The 15400-nt window shown below is 62.9% G+C and carries 17 protein-coding genes; 11 read left to right on the forward strand and 6 right to left on the reverse strand.

Annotated features, from left to right (window positions below; all coding sequences use genetic code 11):
* Nucleotides 1–19: 19 nt before the first annotated feature.
* The 5 genes from EKH80_RS00965 to EKH80_RS00985 form a co-directional block, all read right to left on the reverse strand.
* Nucleotides 20–802 (reverse strand): succinate dehydrogenase iron-sulfur subunit, encoded by a 783-nt coding sequence (locus tag EKH80_RS00965; RefSeq protein ID WP_126682853.1) that lies wholly within the window; start codon nucleotides 800–802, stop codon nucleotides 20–22.
* Between the two features lie 21 nt (nucleotides 803–823).
* The gene (gene sdhA / locus EKH80_RS00970) at nucleotides 824–2611 is read right to left on the reverse strand and encodes a succinate dehydrogenase flavoprotein subunit (protein WP_126682854.1); all 1788 of its coding nucleotides are present in this window, start codon (nucleotides 2609–2611) and stop codon (nucleotides 824–826) included.
* A gap of 5 nt (nucleotides 2612–2616) precedes the next feature.
* Nucleotides 2617–3012, reverse strand: a complete 396-nt coding sequence (sdhD, locus tag EKH80_RS00975; protein ID WP_126682855.1) for a succinate dehydrogenase, hydrophobic membrane anchor protein — start codon at nucleotides 3010–3012, stop codon at nucleotides 2617–2619.
* The gene (gene sdhC / locus EKH80_RS00980; RefSeq protein WP_126682856.1) at nucleotides 3009–3404 is read right to left on the reverse strand and encodes a succinate dehydrogenase, cytochrome b556 subunit; all 396 of its coding nucleotides are present in this window, start codon (nucleotides 3402–3404) and stop codon (nucleotides 3009–3011) included. Before sdhC ends, sdhD begins: the two co-directional genes overlap by 4 nt.
* A 109-nt stretch (nucleotides 3405–3513) precedes the next feature.
* Nucleotides 3514–3681, reverse strand: a complete 168-nt coding sequence (locus EKH80_RS00985; RefSeq protein WP_126682857.1) for a DUF1674 domain-containing protein — start codon at nucleotides 3679–3681, stop codon at nucleotides 3514–3516.
* 133 nt (nucleotides 3682–3814) lie between these two features.
* On the opposite strand from EKH80_RS00985, the gene ygfZ reads away from it, so the two are divergent.
* Nucleotides 3815–4618, forward strand: coding sequence for a CAF17-like 4Fe-4S cluster assembly/insertion protein YgfZ (ygfZ, locus tag EKH80_RS00990; RefSeq protein WP_126682858.1), 804 nt, complete (start codon nucleotides 3815–3817; stop codon nucleotides 4616–4618).
* Between the two features lie 445 nt (nucleotides 4619–5063).
* Nucleotides 5064–5498, forward strand: coding sequence for a cell wall hydrolase (locus EKH80_RS00995; RefSeq protein ID WP_230473347.1), 435 nt, complete (start codon nucleotides 5064–5066; stop codon nucleotides 5496–5498).
* Between the two features lie 80 nt (nucleotides 5499–5578).
* Here the strand turns inward: EKH80_RS00995 and EKH80_RS01000 are convergent, their stop codons facing one another.
* Nucleotides 5579–6049 carry an outer membrane lipoprotein gene (locus tag EKH80_RS01000; protein ID WP_126682859.1) on the reverse strand — a complete coding sequence of 157 codons (471 nt, stop codon included), beginning with the start codon at nucleotides 6047–6049 and terminating at the stop codon, nucleotides 5579–5581.
* A gap of 144 nt (nucleotides 6050–6193) precedes the next feature.
* Between EKH80_RS01000 and EKH80_RS01005 the strand changes: the two genes are divergently transcribed.
* The 9 genes from EKH80_RS01005 (at nucleotide 6194) to EKH80_RS01045 (ending at nucleotide 15398) form a co-directional block, all read left to right on the forward strand.
* Nucleotides 6194–6961, forward strand: coding sequence for a TatD family hydrolase (locus EKH80_RS01005; RefSeq protein WP_126682860.1), 768 nt, complete (start codon nucleotides 6194–6196; stop codon nucleotides 6959–6961).
* Nucleotides 6962–7148: 187 nt separating this feature from the next.
* Nucleotides 7149–7673, forward strand: a complete 525-nt coding sequence (locus EKH80_RS01010; RefSeq protein ID WP_230473348.1) for a MarR family winged helix-turn-helix transcriptional regulator — start codon at nucleotides 7149–7151, stop codon at nucleotides 7671–7673.
* Nucleotides 7670–9205: an efflux transporter outer membrane subunit gene (locus EKH80_RS01015; protein WP_126682861.1), complete on the forward strand. Its 1536-nt coding sequence runs from the start codon at nucleotides 7670–7672 to the stop codon at nucleotides 9203–9205. The genes EKH80_RS01010 and EKH80_RS01015 overlap by 4 nt, the downstream gene beginning before the upstream one ends.
* A gap of 2 nt (nucleotides 9206–9207) precedes the next feature.
* Nucleotides 9208–10383, forward strand: a complete 1176-nt coding sequence (locus EKH80_RS01020) for an HlyD/EmrA/EmrK family protein (RefSeq protein WP_126682862.1) — start codon at nucleotides 9208–9210, stop codon at nucleotides 10381–10383.
* An 89-nt stretch (nucleotides 10384–10472) separates the two neighbouring features.
* On the forward strand, nucleotides 10473–12029 hold the full coding sequence (locus EKH80_RS01025; RefSeq protein ID WP_126682863.1) for a DHA2 family efflux MFS transporter permease subunit: 1557 nt from the start codon (nucleotides 10473–10475) through the stop codon (nucleotides 12027–12029).
* An 86-nt stretch (nucleotides 12030–12115) separates the two neighbouring features.
* Nucleotides 12116–12616: a polyhydroxyalkanoate synthesis repressor PhaR gene (gene phaR, locus EKH80_RS01030; RefSeq protein ID WP_126682864.1), complete on the forward strand. Its 501-nt coding sequence runs from the start codon at nucleotides 12116–12118 to the stop codon at nucleotides 12614–12616.
* Nucleotides 12617–12693: 77 nt separating this feature from the next.
* On the forward strand, nucleotides 12694–13455 hold the full coding sequence (gene phbB, locus EKH80_RS01035) for an acetoacetyl-CoA reductase (RefSeq protein WP_126682865.1): 762 nt from the start codon (nucleotides 12694–12696) through the stop codon (nucleotides 13453–13455).
* Nucleotides 13456–13600: 145 nt separating this feature from the next.
* Nucleotides 13601–14971, forward strand: a complete 1371-nt coding sequence (locus EKH80_RS01040) for an FAD-dependent oxidoreductase (protein WP_126682866.1) — start codon at nucleotides 13601–13603, stop codon at nucleotides 14969–14971.
* Nucleotides 14964–15398 carry a DUF3293 domain-containing protein gene (locus EKH80_RS01045; protein WP_126682867.1) on the forward strand — a complete coding sequence of 145 codons (435 nt, stop codon included), beginning with the start codon at nucleotides 14964–14966 and terminating at the stop codon, nucleotides 15396–15398. Before EKH80_RS01040 ends, EKH80_RS01045 begins: the two co-directional genes overlap by 8 nt.
* The last annotated feature ends 2 nt before the right edge of the window (nucleotides 15399–15400 follow it).

The following is a 15400-nucleotide window of genomic DNA, read 5'->3' on the forward strand; positions in this document are numbered from 1 at the left end:
CCCCGCACAGAAAAGCCGATCAAGCCGACCGCCGCGCCACCAGCAGCTTCTTGATCTCCGCAATCGCCTTCGCCGGATTCAAGCCCTTCGGACATGTGCGTGCGCAGTTCATGATGGTGTGGCAGCGGTACAGCTTGAACGGATCTTCCAGATCGTCCAGGCGCGCGCCGGTGTCCTCGTCGCGCGAGTCGACGATCCAGCGGTAGGCCTGCAGCAGGATCGCCGGCCCCAGGTAACGGTCACCGTTCCACCAGTAGCTCGGGCAACTGGTCGAGCAGCACGCGCACAGGATGCACTCGTACAAGCCGTCGAGCTTCTTGCGGTCTTCCGGCGACTGCAAACGTTCGCGGTCAGGCGTTGCGCTTTGCGTGCGCAACCACGGACGGATCGAGGCGAACTGGGCGTAGAAATGGGTGAGATCGGGCACCAAATCCTTCACCACCGGCATGTGCGGCAGCGGATAGATCTTCACGTCGCCCGCCGCGCACTCCTCGATGGACCTGGTGCAGGCCAGCGTATTGGTGCCGTCGATGTTCATCGCGCAAGAACCGCAGATGCCTTCGCGGCAGGAGCGGCGCAGCGTGAGGGTGGGATCGATCTCGTTCTTGATCTTCAGCAGCGCATCCAGAACCATCGGGCCGCACGCGGCCAGGTCGACCTCGTAGGTATCGACGCGCGGGTTCTGGCCATCGTCCGGCGACCAGCGATAGATGCGGAACGTACGCGGTTTCTTCGCGTCCTTGGCCGGATAATGCTTGCCCGGCTGGATCTTGGAATTCTTCGGTAGCGTGAACTCGGCCACGATTGCCTCTCCAGTCGGTATTTAGTAAACGCGCTTCTTCGGCGGCACCACCTCGACCTCGCCGGTCAAGGTGTACATGTGCACCGGACGGAAATCGAAGCTGGTTTGGCCTGCTTCGTCGACTTTCACCAAGGTGTGCTTCATCCAGGTGTGGTCGTCGCGCTCCGGGAAATCCTCGCGGGCGTGCGCGCCACGGCTTTCCTGGCGCTGTTCGGCCGAATGCATGGTCGCCACCGCCTGGCCCAGCAGGTTGGACAGCTCCAGCGTTTCGATCAGGTCGGAGTTCCACACCATCGAACGATCGCTGACGCGCACGTCCTTGAACGAATCGTGCACCTCGGAGATCTTCTTCGAGCCGGCCTTGAGCGTTTCGCCGGTACGGAACACCGCAGCGTCTTCCTGCATGGTGCGCTGCATGTTCGCCCGGATCTTCGCCGTGGGTGTGCCGCCGTTGGCGTTGCGCAAGCCATCGAAGCGGGCCAGTGCCTGGTCGAGCACGCTGGCCGGCAGATCCTTGTGCGCGGCGCCCGGCTTGATGATCTCGGCGCAGCGATGCGACACGGCGCGGCCGAACACCACCAGGTCGAGCAGCGAGTTGGAGCCGAGGCGATTGGCGCCGTGCACCGACACGCACGCGGCTTCGCCGATCGCGAACAGGCCCGGCACCACCGCATCCACGTCGTCGCCCTTCTTCTGCACGACTTCGCCGTGGTAGTTGGTGGGGATGCCGCCCATGTTGTAGTGCACCGTAGGCAGCACCGGAATCGGCTCCTTGGTGACGTCCACGCCGGCGAAGATGCGCGCGGATTCGGAGATGCCCGGCAGGCGTTCGTGGATCACCTCCGGCCCCAGATGCATCAGGTTCAGGTGCACGTGATCCTTGTGTTCGCCCACGCCGCGGCCTTCGCGGATTTCCATCGTCATCGCGCGGCTGACCACGTCACGCGAAGCCAGGTCCTTCGCGCTCGGCGCATAGCGCTCCATGAAACGCTCGCCCTTGGAGTTGGTCAGATAGCCGCCTTCGCCACGCACGCCTTCGGTGATCAGGCAGCCGGCACCATAGATGCCGGTGGGGTGGAATTGCACGAATTCCATGTCCTGTAGCGCCAGGCCAGCGCGCAGCACCATACCGCCGCCGTCGCCGGTGCAAGTATGCGCGGAGGTGGCGCTGAAGTACGCGCGGCCATAGCCGCCGGTGGCGAGCACCACGGCCTGGCCGCGGAAGAAATGCAGCGTACCCTCGTTCATATCGAGCGCCAGCACGCCGCGGCACACGCCTTCATCGTCGAAGATCAGGTCGGTCGCGAAGTATTCGATGAAGAAGGTGGCGTCATGCGCCAGCGCCTGCTGGTACAGCGTATGCAGGATCGCATGGCCGGTACGGTCTGCGGCGGCGCAAGTGCGCTGTGCGGTGCCCTTGCCGTAGTGCGTGGTCATGCCACCGAACGGACGCTGGTAGATGCGGCCGTCGTCGGTGCGCGAAAACGGCACACCGTAGTGTTCCAGCTCCAGGATCGACGGGATGGCCTCGCGGCACATGTATTCGATCGCGTCCTGGTCGCCGAGCCAGTCCGACCCCTTGATGGTGTCGTAGAAGTGGAAACGCCAGTCGTCCTCGCCCATGTTGCCGAGTGCGGCGGCGATGCCGCCCTGCGCGGCCACCGTATGCGAACGGGTCGGAAACACCTTGGTGATGCAGGCGGCCTTCAGGCCTTTCTCGGCCAGGCCGAACGTGGCGCGCAGGCCGGCACCGCCGGCACCCACCACCACCACGTCGTATTTGTGCTGCTGAATTTTGTAGGCTTCCATCGGGCTCAGGCTCCCAGTGCGATGCGCAGCACAGCCAGCGTGCCGCCCAGCACGCACAGCACGGCGACAAACTTGATGAACACCAGAAGGGTGATTTCCTTCCAGCGGGTGTGCACGTAGTCCTCAACCACCACCTGCAGGCCGAGCACCGCGTGCCAGAACATGCTGACCAGGAATGCGATCAGCAGCACCGCGTTCCACGGCTTGGCCACTGCCGTCCGGGCCGTCGCATAGTCACCGTGCAGCAGGCCGAGCACCAGGATCACGAACCACAGTCCCAGCAGGACCAGGGCGGCCGCCGTGGTGCGCTGGGTCCACCAGTGCGCCACGCCGAACTGGGCCGAACCCAGGCCGCGCGCACGCTTCAGCGGATGCCGCAGATCTTTCGCATTCGTGCTCATGCGGCACCTCCGGCAGACAGCACATAGCCCCAGACGATCAAGGTCAGCAGGACGCTGCCGATCACCGTCAGCCAGCTCGAACGCACGAACTGGGCGATGGCATAGCCCGCACCGGCGTCCTGCACCAGATGGCGGATGCCATTGCACAGGTGATAGAACAGGGACCAGGTCCAACCGATCATCAGGACCATGCCGATCGGGCTACCCATGCAGATCCTGAACTGATGGAACGCATCTTCGCCGGCGGCCAGGGCGATCAGCCCCCACACCACGATCAGGGTGCCCACGGACAAGGCAATGCCGGTGGCGCGATGCAGAATGGAGGTCACCATCTGCACTTGCCACTTATATATCTGTAGATGGGGTGAAAGCGGTCGTTGCGTCTGTGCCATGGCGGCTATCCTGGGGTGGAATCGCTGATGCCCGCGCACCGCCACCGGTTCTCCGCTCACCTGTACCACGCGCCACCGCCAAAGCCCGTGACGCGAATGGCGCGACGGATCAGAAGTCGATGCAGCGCCCGTTCTTTTCCCAATCGCCGTAGCGCGTGGGATCCGGCGCCGGCCGCTCGTTGGGTTCCTTGCCCGGCACGAGCGAAACGGGCGTTGCTACCCGCTCTTGCCTGGCGGGCTGGTTAGGCGTTGCGGGTTTGGAGGACGTGTCGGGCATGTTCGTATCGCCAAAAGCGTAATACTTGCCGCATAGCGGCACAACCAGTTGACGCCGGGGCGCCGGACGTTGCAGGCAAGGGCGGCGCGTGCGCCACTTGCACCCGGCCCCGACCGCCCCCACTCCAGCGCGCATGCCGATACTTCATACCGCCCAAGCCGTCTTCATGGAAGGTCCGGACGCTATCGCGTTCGCCCACAGCCAGTTCGCCAGCCAGGTCACGGCACTGGCGGACCGGCGCTGGCAATTCAGCAGTTGGCTCGACGCACAAGGGCGCGTGCGCAATCTGTTTCATCTTGTACGACTCGGCGACGAGCGCTTGCTGGTGATCTTGCGTGGCGGCGATGCAACGAGCTTCATGGAGAACTTGCGCCGCTTCGTGTTCCGTTCGCGCATCAAACTGTCCGTGACGAAAGGTTCGCTTGCAGGAGCTGCTGCCACGCCATTGCATGAAGTCGACATGCAAGACGATGTCATTCGGCTTGGATGCGGAACGCATGCCATGTTGTTCGGCGACAACGTGAGCAGTGACGATGCTTGGCGGCTGCAACAACTGCGCGAAGGCTGGGCATGGCTTCCGGACAATGCTTTGAACGAACTTGTTCCACCTGCATTGTCGCTGCATCGCCTGGGCGCCGTTGCCATCGACAAAGGCTGTTATCCCGGCCAGGAAATCGTTGCGCGCCTGCACTATCGCGGCGGCAACAAACGACATCTGCATCATGTTGCATTGTCGAGGCACGTTGCAGAGGGCTCGTTGCTGCAACGCGAGAATCGTGAGTTCGTACGCATGCTCGATGTCATCACGCATGCGGAACAAATCGAAGCACTAGCTGTCATCACCGATGAAGCGTCCAGTCAATTCGGACAGCACGATGAAAAAATAACCAGTGCCGAAGGTGTTGACGTACAGCTGCTAAACACTTGGCCGGCTTGACGTTTACATCATTTGCAGCATGTCAGGATAGTGAGCGAAATGTGAACTGCGCCGACCGGGCACTTGCAAAGATGAGCGCACCCCACTAGATTCCGCCAAACTTTTTGCGGTACCCACCTGCCCACAGGGTGCCGATACACGCGACGAACCGGAGGGGTCCGGATCGGCGCGACCCGGCCAAAAGATCGCCGGTGTACAACTCGCCGTATGCGCGAACACGCTGCACTGAAGGTGCCTTATGCACGCAGCGTCATAGCCAAGAGCTTTCCCGATCGGCATCGGACATGCTGATCGATTCCGCCGCGATTTTTTGCGGCCAACCACGCTTGCGCTACGAGTTTCAACGCAAGCGATAGATCCAGGTGGAACGGCCTGCCCGCCCGTCCACCGCAATGGCGTTACGGCGCGCATGAGCGCCGACACGTACAGCAAACTGGAGGCAGATATGAAACTTTCCATGTTGTTGTGGCTGATGTCCGTGCTGCCCCAACCGCTCGCAGACCAGACCTGTCTGGCGACCACCGTCTACCTGGAAGCACGCAGCCAGTCGACGGTAGGCCAAATGGCGGTGGCGGAAGTCGCCATGCGCCGGCGCGAACGCGGCCAATGGGGCGGCACAGTATGCGAAGTGGTCAAGGCGCCGCATCAGTTCGCGCTCTCGACCACCTCCCCCGGTCAGGAAGTCGACAATCTGGTGGCGTTCCAGAAAGCGTGGGACATCGCCGGCAAGTCGATCGAGAACTGGGGCCTTCCCGTCGACGAACGCCGCTTCTTCGTGCCACATGCCGATCACTTTGCCACTGCTGCGGTGGCGCCGGCATGGTCGCGCAATCAGCACGCCGTCACCATCGGCGACCACAAGTTCTATTCGATCAACTGATACGCGCAAAGGCATAAAAAAAGCCCTCGAAAGAGGGCCTTTTTCGTTCGGACGTCCAGACGTCCATTTGAATACAGCGATCAGCGCGGATAGACCTGATTGTTACTGATCACTACGTAATCGCCGGGGCGGACACCCGGACTGGCAACCTGGGTCACCGTGGCGTACTGGCCGTTGTCCATGCGCACCACGATCTGCCATGCCGGCGTGGTGCCGGCAGGCTGACTGTTGGCCTGCCCGACCTTGTTGCCAACCACACCACCAAGGACCGCCCCGCCCACGATGGCTGCGGTATTACCGCGCCCGTGGCCCACGGTACTGCCCAGCAAACCGCCCGCCACCGCGCCGATCACTGTGCCCAGGCCGCTGTTATTGCTGCCCTGCTGCTGGATGTAGATTTGCTGCACCTGTTGCACCACGCCGCAGTTCTGGCAGCCCTGGTAGCCATAGCTCGTCTGGTAGGTGGTCGGCTGCGTCTGGCAGCCGGACAGGGCCGCGGCGGCGACCAGTACCGCCGCCAGCACACCAAATTTGAACGACTTGCTTTTCACGACAACCTCCCATGTATGTTGATAGGCGCAAGCACGCCGCCCGGCGAGCCTTGATGTGAACCATTGAAGCGCCGACACGCTGAATGACGGCTAGACCGATTTGCAGCTATCGGAACAGGCTCGAGATCACGCATCATGACAAGCATGCTTACCCTAGCCGACAGTCATGTACACCTGGACGACGCCTCGTTCAATAGCGACCGCGACACAGTTATCGAGCGCGCCCGGAAGGCCGGCGTAGCACTACAAGTGATCCCAGGCGTCGACGCTGCCAGTTGGCCGCGCATCCGGGCGTTGTGCACCCCTGGCAGCGGCCTTTTTCCGGCCTACGGCCTGCACCCGATGTTCATGCAGCAACATCGGCCGGAAGACCTAGCCGCGCTGTCGACCTGGCTCAGTGCCCACCGCCCCGCTGCGGTGGGTGAAATAGGCCTGGATTTTTACGCAGACGACTACGACGCGGACGGACAGCGTGGATATTTCAGGCAGCAACTGGCCCTCGCCCGAGAGCACGACCTCCCGGTGATCCTGCACGCGCGTGCTGCTCTGGACGAAATCATCGCCACTCTGCGCCGCATCGGCGGCCTGCGCGGCGTTGTGCACAGCTTCGCTGGCAGCCCGCAACAAGCCGAGCAGTTATGGAAGCTCGGCTTCCATATCGGCATCGGCGGTCCCGTTACCTACGAACGCGCACAACGCTTGCGGCGGATCGTCGCAAAAATGCCGATCGAGCACCTGCTCCTGGAAAGCGACGCACCGGATCAGCCGCTGTCGACACATCGCGGCGAGCGCAACGAGCCCGCACGAGTCGCCGAAGTTTTGCAGTGCGTCGCCGCTTTGCGCGAGGAAACCACCCAAGCAGTCGCCGCCGCGACCACTGCCAACGTAAAACGGCTGTTTGCCATCGCATAGCTCGATTGCCAACACGCCTTGCCAGATCAAAGGCATGGCGCAGGCTCGGATGACAATCCCAGTTTTCTGTCCGGCAATCGAAATGTTGGGAATGCCACCCCAGCCTACGAGATCCGACACCAGCACTTGCCAAGCCGGCGGATTGCATTGCATCATTTATTTCATCAATGAAATATGCATCGATGAAATGTTTCTGACCGACAAAATCAAGTGCATGGATGAGGGCATTGCCGGTGTGCGCCGTGCAATCCCCGAAGTACCCGCAGACGTAGGGCTGTGCCGGATCCTGCTACTGATCAGTGAACGCCTGCAGGCGGAACTCGAACACAAGCTGCGTCCGCACAAGCTCAACGACAGCGAATTTCGCACGCTGATCGCCTTGTTTTCGCGCCCCGGCGGCACGTCCACGCCAGGCGAGGTGTGCCTGTTCACCTCCATTGGCGTCACCAACATGACACGCATTTCGAATGCCCTGGTCAAACGCGGACTGATTACCCGCGGCCCCAGCGCGGAGGACCGCCGCCGCGTGGTCATGCAAATCACGCCGGCCGGCAAGCGCTTCGTACAGAAGATGTTGCCCAGCATGTTGCCGCGCCTGAAGCTTCTTTTCGACGGTTTCAGCAACACCGAGCGCAGCACCTTGAACCACCTGTTGCGCAAGCTTGCGCACAACCTCAGCCAACTCGAACACGCAGCGGGTGATCCGCCATGAACGTCGATTCGCTTCCTTTCGCGCGGCTTCGTCCGCTCGCACTGATCACCGTGCTGAGCCTTGCCGGTTGCTACATTCCATCCAAGGTACAGCACCCCGCCTTGCGCGATGACGTGCCGCTGGCGGGACTGCCGACTACCGCCCATGCCGGCTGGCCGGCCAGCGAATGGTGGCGCGCGTACAACGATCCGCAATTGGACCAGGTCATGGCTCTGGTCATGAAACAATCGCCCGACCTGGCGCAGGCGCGCACTCGGGTGAGTACTGCGGAGCAGTCGGTGCACGTCGCCGCGGCGCAAGCCGGGCTTACCGTCAAGGGCAACGGGCAGCTCACGCGCCAGCGGATGAGCGACCATGGACTGATTCCGCCCTCGCTGGTCGGCTTCAACTGGTACAACCAGGCCGACCTGAGCATCCAGGCCGAATACGATTTCGACTGGTGGGGCAAGAAGCGCTCTTCGATCGAGGCCTCCCTTGATCAGGCACATGCGGCGGAAGCCGAGCGCAGCGCCGCCATACTCACCATCCAGAACGCCGTGACGGATGCTTACTTCGGGCTATTGGCCGATGAAAATCGGCTTGCACTCACCCAGCAGGCTGTCTACGTGCAGCAGCACCTTCAGCACATTGCCGAACTGCGCGTGCGGCAAGGCGTGGATTTGCCGGACACCCTGCAGCAGGCACACGCGCAGCTGGCCAATACCCAGCAGACGCAGGCCACGCTGGAAGGCTCGATCCAGCTTCGCAAAGTCGTACTGGCGGCGCTGGTGAACGTGTCGCCGGCCGAATTGCCGCCGCTCGAACCTCGCGCCCTGCCCGAACTCGAAAGCGCCATCCCTGATAGCGCGCACCTGGACCTGATCGCCCGTCGGCCCGACATCGCTGCCAGCCGCTGGCGGATCGAAGCGGCACTGAAGCAGACCGATGTGGCACGCGCAGACTATTTGCCTGATTTCAGCATCAACGCCATGGCGGGCCTTTCCAGCACCGACCAGGGCGCTCCGCATTTCGCCGGCGTCACGTCCGGCAGCAAGGGCGACCTGGGCAACCTGTTCAGTCTCGGCAGCCGGGTGTTCGGCATCACGCCGGCCGTGCATCTGCCGATTTTTGAAGGCGGCCGGCTCAAGGCGAATTACGGTGCAAGCCGCGCGCAGCTCGATGCCGCCATTGCGGACTACAACGTAACGGTGACCAATGCCGCGCGCGACGTGGCTACGCAGGCTGTGACCGCGCAACAGATCGCAGCACGCCGCGAAAAGCAGGATGCCGAGGTAAAAGCCCATGAAGCTTTGCTCGCCAACGCGCAAGCACGCGCCGCGCATGGCATCAAGGACGCTCGCGAAAGCCTCAACGCTCAGGCGCAATTGCTGCAACAACGCGATCAGGCAATCAATCTGCACGCTCAGGCAGTCAGCACCGATTTGGCGCTGATCAGGGCCTTGGGTGGCGGCTATCGATCGGATATCGACAACAAGACGGCGCCGGCCGCCGCCACCCCCTCCCCCACTTCGAATCCCGCAGGAGCCCCCTGACCATGTCCGCCCTCTCCAAGGACGCCAACGACAGCGGCCTGGCCGCGAAGGATCCCGCCAAGCGCAGGCGTGCGCTGCTGATCGTGGCGGCGATTTTCCTGCTCGCGGCACTGGCCTGGTTCCTGCTGTGGCGCTTCGTGTTTTCCACGCGCGAGAGCACCGATAACGCCTATGTCGGCGGCAACCAGGTGGCGCTCTCTTCGCAGGTACCCGGCACCGTGGTAGCCATCCTCACCGATGACACGCAGCACGTCGTGGCCGGACAGGTATTGGTGAAACTGGACGCCACGGACGCCGATGTGCGCCTGCGCCAGACCAGCAGCGCACTTGCGCAGTCGGTACGCCAGGTTCGCCAGCAAAACGATTCGGTAAACGAAGCCGATGCCACGGTAGCCTCACGCGAAGTCGACCTGCGCAAGGCTGCAGCCGACCTGAAGCGCCATCTGCCGCTGGTCGCAGCGCAAGCCGAATCACCCGAGACGGTACAGCACATGCGCGATAGCCTGGCGCAGGCGCAAGCAGCAGTGGACGCCGCAAAGGCGCGGGCTCAATCCGCCCGAGCCACCGTGGAAGGGACCGACATCGCCAACAATCCGGCCGTGATGCAGGCGCGCGCCAACTTCCGCGCAGCCTGGATCGCCGCACAGCGCAACACTATCGTTGCGCCCGTGAGCGGTTACGTGGCGCAACGCAGCGTGCAGTTAGGTGCCAGCATCTCGCCCGGCCAGCAGCTGATGACCATCGTGCCGCTGCATGATCTGTGGATCGATGCGAACTTCAAGGAGAACCAGTTGCGTCACATCCGCATCGGCCAACCGGTGAAGATCGCAGCGGACCTGTACGGTGGTGGCGTGGAATACCACGGCAAGGTGATCGGCCTGGGTGCCGGCACCGGCAGCGTGTTCTCGCTGCTGCCGGCGCAGAATGCCACTGGCAATTGGATCAAGGTGGTGCAGCGCGTGCCGGTACGCATCGCACTCGATAACGGTGAACTCGACCAGCATCCACTACGGATCGGCCTTTCCACCGACGTGACCGTGGACATCAGCAACGAGCAAGGTCCGGCGTTGGCTTCCGTGTCTACGCAGGCGCCCGCTCAGACCTCGGTGTACGACCAGGTAGCCGCGCAAGCCGATGCGCAGGCCGAGAAGATCATTCGCGCCAATCTTGGGGAGTGAGGCTCAAGCCTGCATCCGCTTCCATCACTTTCATGCCGTCATTCCCGCGAACGCGGGAATGACGCCCGGGCAAGACCGCGAGGCCATCCATGGCTGCTACACCTGAAAGCACTCCACCGCTGAAACCGCTGCATGGCACGCCGCTGGTCTTGCTGACCATCGCCGTCGCGTTCAGCACTTTCATGGAAGTGCTGGACATGACCATCGTCAACGTGGCGGTACCGCATATCGCCGGCAGCCTCGCGGTCAGCCCGAACGAAGGCACCTGGACGATCAGTTCCTATTCGCTGGCCAGCGCCATCATGCAGCCGCTCACCGGCTGGATTGCGCGCCGCTTCGGCGAGGTACGCACCTTCGTCACCTCGGTGCTGTTGTTCGTGCTCTTTTCGATGTTCTGCGGCATGGCCACCTCCATGCCGATGCTGGTCTTCGGCCGCCTGATGCAGGGCGCCGGCTCCGGTCCGATGGTGGCGCTCTCGCTGACCTTGTTGCTATCGAGCTACCCGAAGGAGAAACAAGGCATTGCACTGGCGATGTGGGCGATGACGGTAGTGGTCGCGCCGATCTTCGGTCCGATCCTGGGTGGCTGGATCACCGACAATTTCTCCTGGCCATGGATTTTCTACATCAACCTGCCGGTGGGCATACTGGCCGCCATCGTCACCTGGACCTTGCTGCACAAGCGCGAAACCCGGACGGTGAAGGCGCCGATCGATGTGGTGGGTCTGGTGCTGCTGGTCGTCGGCGTGGGCTGCCTGCAGTTCATGCTGGACAATGGCAACGACCATGACTGGTTCGCCTCGCCACTGATCCTCACGCTCGGCCTGATCGCGCTGGTGTGCCTCACCTTCCTGGTGGTGTGGGAAATCCACGCCAAACATCCGGTGATCGACCTCTCGCTGTTCAAGCAGCGCAATTTCACGGTCGGCGTGATCAGCCTGTCGCTGGGCATGTTCGCCTTCTTCGGCATCAACGTGGTGTTCCCGCTGTGGCTGCAGACCACGCTGGGCTACACCGCGACCTGGGCAGGCTTGGCGGCGGCGCCGGTGGGCGTGCTGGCGTTCCTGCTCTCGCCGATCGTCGGGCGCAACATGCACAAGGTCGATCTGCGTTTACTGGTGAGCTGGGCGTTCATCGTGTTCGCCCTCACCTCGTACTGGTTTTCCACCTTCGACAGCGCCGCCTCCTTTGCCACGCTGGTGGTGCCGCGCTTCGTCATGGGCCTGGCCATCCCCTGCTTTTTCATTCCCCTCAACCAGATCTACCTGTCCGGCCTGCCTGCCTCGGAAATCGCCAGCGCCTCGGGACTTTCCAATTTCTTCCGCACCCTGGGTTCCAGCGTGTCCACCGCGGTGATGGTGACGCTCTGGCAGCACCGCGCCATTTCTCACCACGCTAGCCTGACTGAGTACGTTAATTCGGCCCAACCAGGCGCCACGCAATACCTCCAGCAGCTTTCGCAGTTGGGCCTGGGGGCCAGCCGACGCATCGCTTATATCGATCAAATCGTCAATCGAGAAGGCTATACCCTGGCGGTTAACGACATTTTCTACGCTTGCGCGATTCTGTTCGTGCTGCTGTTGCCCGTACTCTGGTTCGCCCGCCCCCCCTTCGGCAGCACCGGTGGCGGCGCCATGGGGCACTGATCCGGCGCCATGCTGCACCTTCCGGCGCAGCATAAAAAGCGGGCCGCCGACTGGTGCGACGCAATACCTTCTGCTAGTTTGTGTGCATGGCACAAACAATCCGCATTATCAAGAAGTACCCGAACCGTCGGCTCTACGATACGGAGATCTCCAGCTACATCACGCTGGAAGAAGTCCGTCAGCTGGTGCTGGATGGCGAAACCTTCGAAGTCCGCGACGCCAAGAGCGGCGAGGACCTGACCCGCTCCGTGCTGCTGCAGATCATCTCCGAGCATGAGGAGAAGGGCCAGCCGATGCTGTCGCCCCAGCTCCTGAGTCAGATCATCCGTTTCTACGGCGATTCCCTGCAAGGATTCATGGGACCGTACCTGGAGCGCAGCCTGCAGGTGTTCCTCGACCAGCAACAGCAGTTCCGCAACCAGCTCAACAGCCTGATGGGGCAAACCCCCTGGTCGCTGCTCAACGAGCTGACGGAACGCAACATGGATGCGTGGAAGAACATGCAGCGGGGCTTCCTGGAATCCGCCTCGCAGGCCGCCACCCCACCGGGTCAGGCCGGCCGCGGCGGCGGCACCAAGAAACCCTGATTGTCGTCGTCCGGGCAGGCCACCCCGTTGCAGCACAACACGTGCTGCCGCGCGGCATGCACTGAAGGAAAACTGCCATGAGCCGGTCACCGTCCGCCTCGCGCGTCGCCCTGGTCACGGGCGGCATTGGCGGTATCGGCAGCGAGGTCTGCCTGCAGCTGGCCCTGACTGGGCGCACGGTGATCGCAGTCGATCTGGCCACCCGCAGCGACCGCATCGAAGCCTTCCGCGAGCATATCGCGGCCTCCAAGGGGGCGATCCGTTTCGAGCCCTGCGATGTCAGCGACTTCAAAGCCTGCGGCTCGCTCATCGAGCACATCGAACATAACATCGGCCACGTCGACATCCTGGTGAATGCTGCCGGCATTACGCGCGATACCAGCTTACGCAAGATGGATCCGCAGCATTGGCATGAACTCATGCGCGTGAACCTGGACGGCGTTTTCAACACCTGCCGGCACGTCGTTGAAGGCATGACTGCGCGAGGCTTCGGCCGCATCGTGAACCTCAGTTCGGTGAACGGCCAGACCGGCCAGTTCGGACAAACCAACTACTCCGCCGCCAAGGCCGGCGTGCACGGCTTCAGCATGGCGCTGGCGCGCGAAACCGCGCGCAAAGGGGTTACCGTGAACACGGTTTCGCCCGGCTACTGCGATACGCCGATGGTGGCAGCGGTACCCCAGGAAATCCGCCAGCAGATCATTTCCGATATCCCGGTAGGTCGCCTGGGCACGCCCGCCGATATTGCGCGCGCGGTAGTGTTTCTCACCGCCGACGACGCCGGCTATATCACGGGCGCCAATCTGCCGGTGAATGGCGGCTACTTCATGAGCTTCTGAAGCGTAGCTGGGATGACAATCCCAGCATTGGGGTGGCGGACGGAAAGCCGGGATTGTCATTCCAGCCTACTCGGTCAGCAGCCTGGCCCTTGCAGTGAACGCCCACTTGCGGAACATTGTGGCGCTCCCAGTCACGGTACGCAGCATGACGCAACCCAAAATCACCCTGATCGGCGGCGGTTTGGTCGGCGCGTTGCTCGCCCAACTGATGGCCACGCGCGGATTCGCCGTCGAGGTTTTTGAAAAACGCCCCGACCCGCGCCGTACCGGTTTTAACGGCGGGCGCTCGATCAACCTGGCGCTCGCCGAGCGCGGCTTGCAAGCCCTGCGCACGGCGGGGCTCGCCGATGACGTGCTGCAACGCGCTGTCATGATGCGCGGCCGCATGGTGCATCCGCTCGAAGGTATGCAAAGCCTGCTGCGCTATGGTGTGGACGACAGCGAAGTGATCTGGTCGGTCTCGCGTGGCGGACTCAACATGCTGCTGCTCGATGCGGCCGAAGCGGCTGGCGCGAGGTTCCATTTCGGCCAGGGCCTGGTTGGGGCCGATCTCAACGCGCGAAGCATCCGCCTGATCGACGCTGGCGGTGTACAACGCCAGCACGACGCCAGCGTGCTAGTCGGTGCAGACGGTGCCGGCTCCACCCTGCGTGCTGCCATGAATAATTATCAGCCGTTGGGCCAGCGCATCGAACCGCTCGGCCACGGCTACAAGGAACTGGAAATTCCGCCCGCCAGCGGCGCTGAGCGCTTCGCGATCGAACCCAATGCCCTGCATATCTGGCCGCGCGGCGGTTACATGTGCATTGCCCTGCCGAACACCGAAGGCAGCTTCACCGTCACCATGTTCCTGCCTGCGCACGGCCCTCATCCCAGCTTCGAAAGCTTGCCTGACGCAGCTGCGGCCGGTGATTTCTTCCGCCAAGATTTTCCCAACCTGCTGCCGCTGATTCCGCGTTTCGCCGAGGACTACGACGCGCACCCGGTCGGCGGCCTGTCCACGCTTTATCTGGATCAATGGCATGTCGACGGCCGCGCCCTGTTGATCGGAGATGCCGCACACGCCATCGTGCCGTTCCACGGCCAGGGCATGAACTGCGGATTCGAAGACACGATCGTGCTCGCCGACCTGCTGGCCGAAGCCGGCCGCGATTGGGCCGATGCCTTCGCCCAATTCCAGCGCATCCGCAAGCCGAATGCCGATGCGATCGCAGCCATGGCGCTGGAAAACTATGTCGAGATGCGCGATTCGGTGTCCGATCCACGCTTTCTGGCCAAGCGCGAGCTGGGTGCGCGGCTGGCGCAGCGCGCGCCGCAGCACTTCATGGCTCGCTACCGGATGGTTACCTTCACGCATTTACCTTACGCGTACGCTTACGAACGTGGACGTGCGCAAGACGTGCTGCTCGAACAATTGCTGCGCGGTTCCACCAATGTCGATGAGGTTCCGCTCGAGGCCGCCGTATCCGCGCTGGAGGCTACCCTCCCCCCGCTGCCACCCTTGCGCCATGGATAGCGCACTGATTGCCGCCTATCGCGACACGGACTACCGCGTGCGCTTGCCCCTGGGCGGCTTCGCTTCCCTACGCGTGGATGCGCCGGTGCCCGATCCCCTGCGCATGCTGGTCGGTGCCCACAGCTGGGCGTTCATGACAGCCTGGAATCCGTGCTCGCAGGTTCGTCCACGCCATCAAAACCATGTTGCACAACAAGCCTTGCTCGCGGTCCTGCGCAAGCTACCGTCCGCGCTCGCCATCCGCCCGGCCATCGGCGTGGGCGGGAATTGGCACGAGCCGAGTTTATTCATCGTCGGCCCTGTGCTGGCCGAAACCGACGCCCTGGCGCAGCAATTCCTGCAAAACGCCTACGTCCACGGCCTGGCCGATGGCTACGCGCGCCTGCGCCTGACCAGCGGCGAGCCGCCGCGTGGACAAGCCGGATAAGC

Origin of the sequence: Dyella choica, from assembly GCF_003977665.1 — a bacterium.
Lineage (GTDB): Bacteria > Pseudomonadota > Gammaproteobacteria > Xanthomonadales > Rhodanobacteraceae > Dyella_B > Dyella_B choica.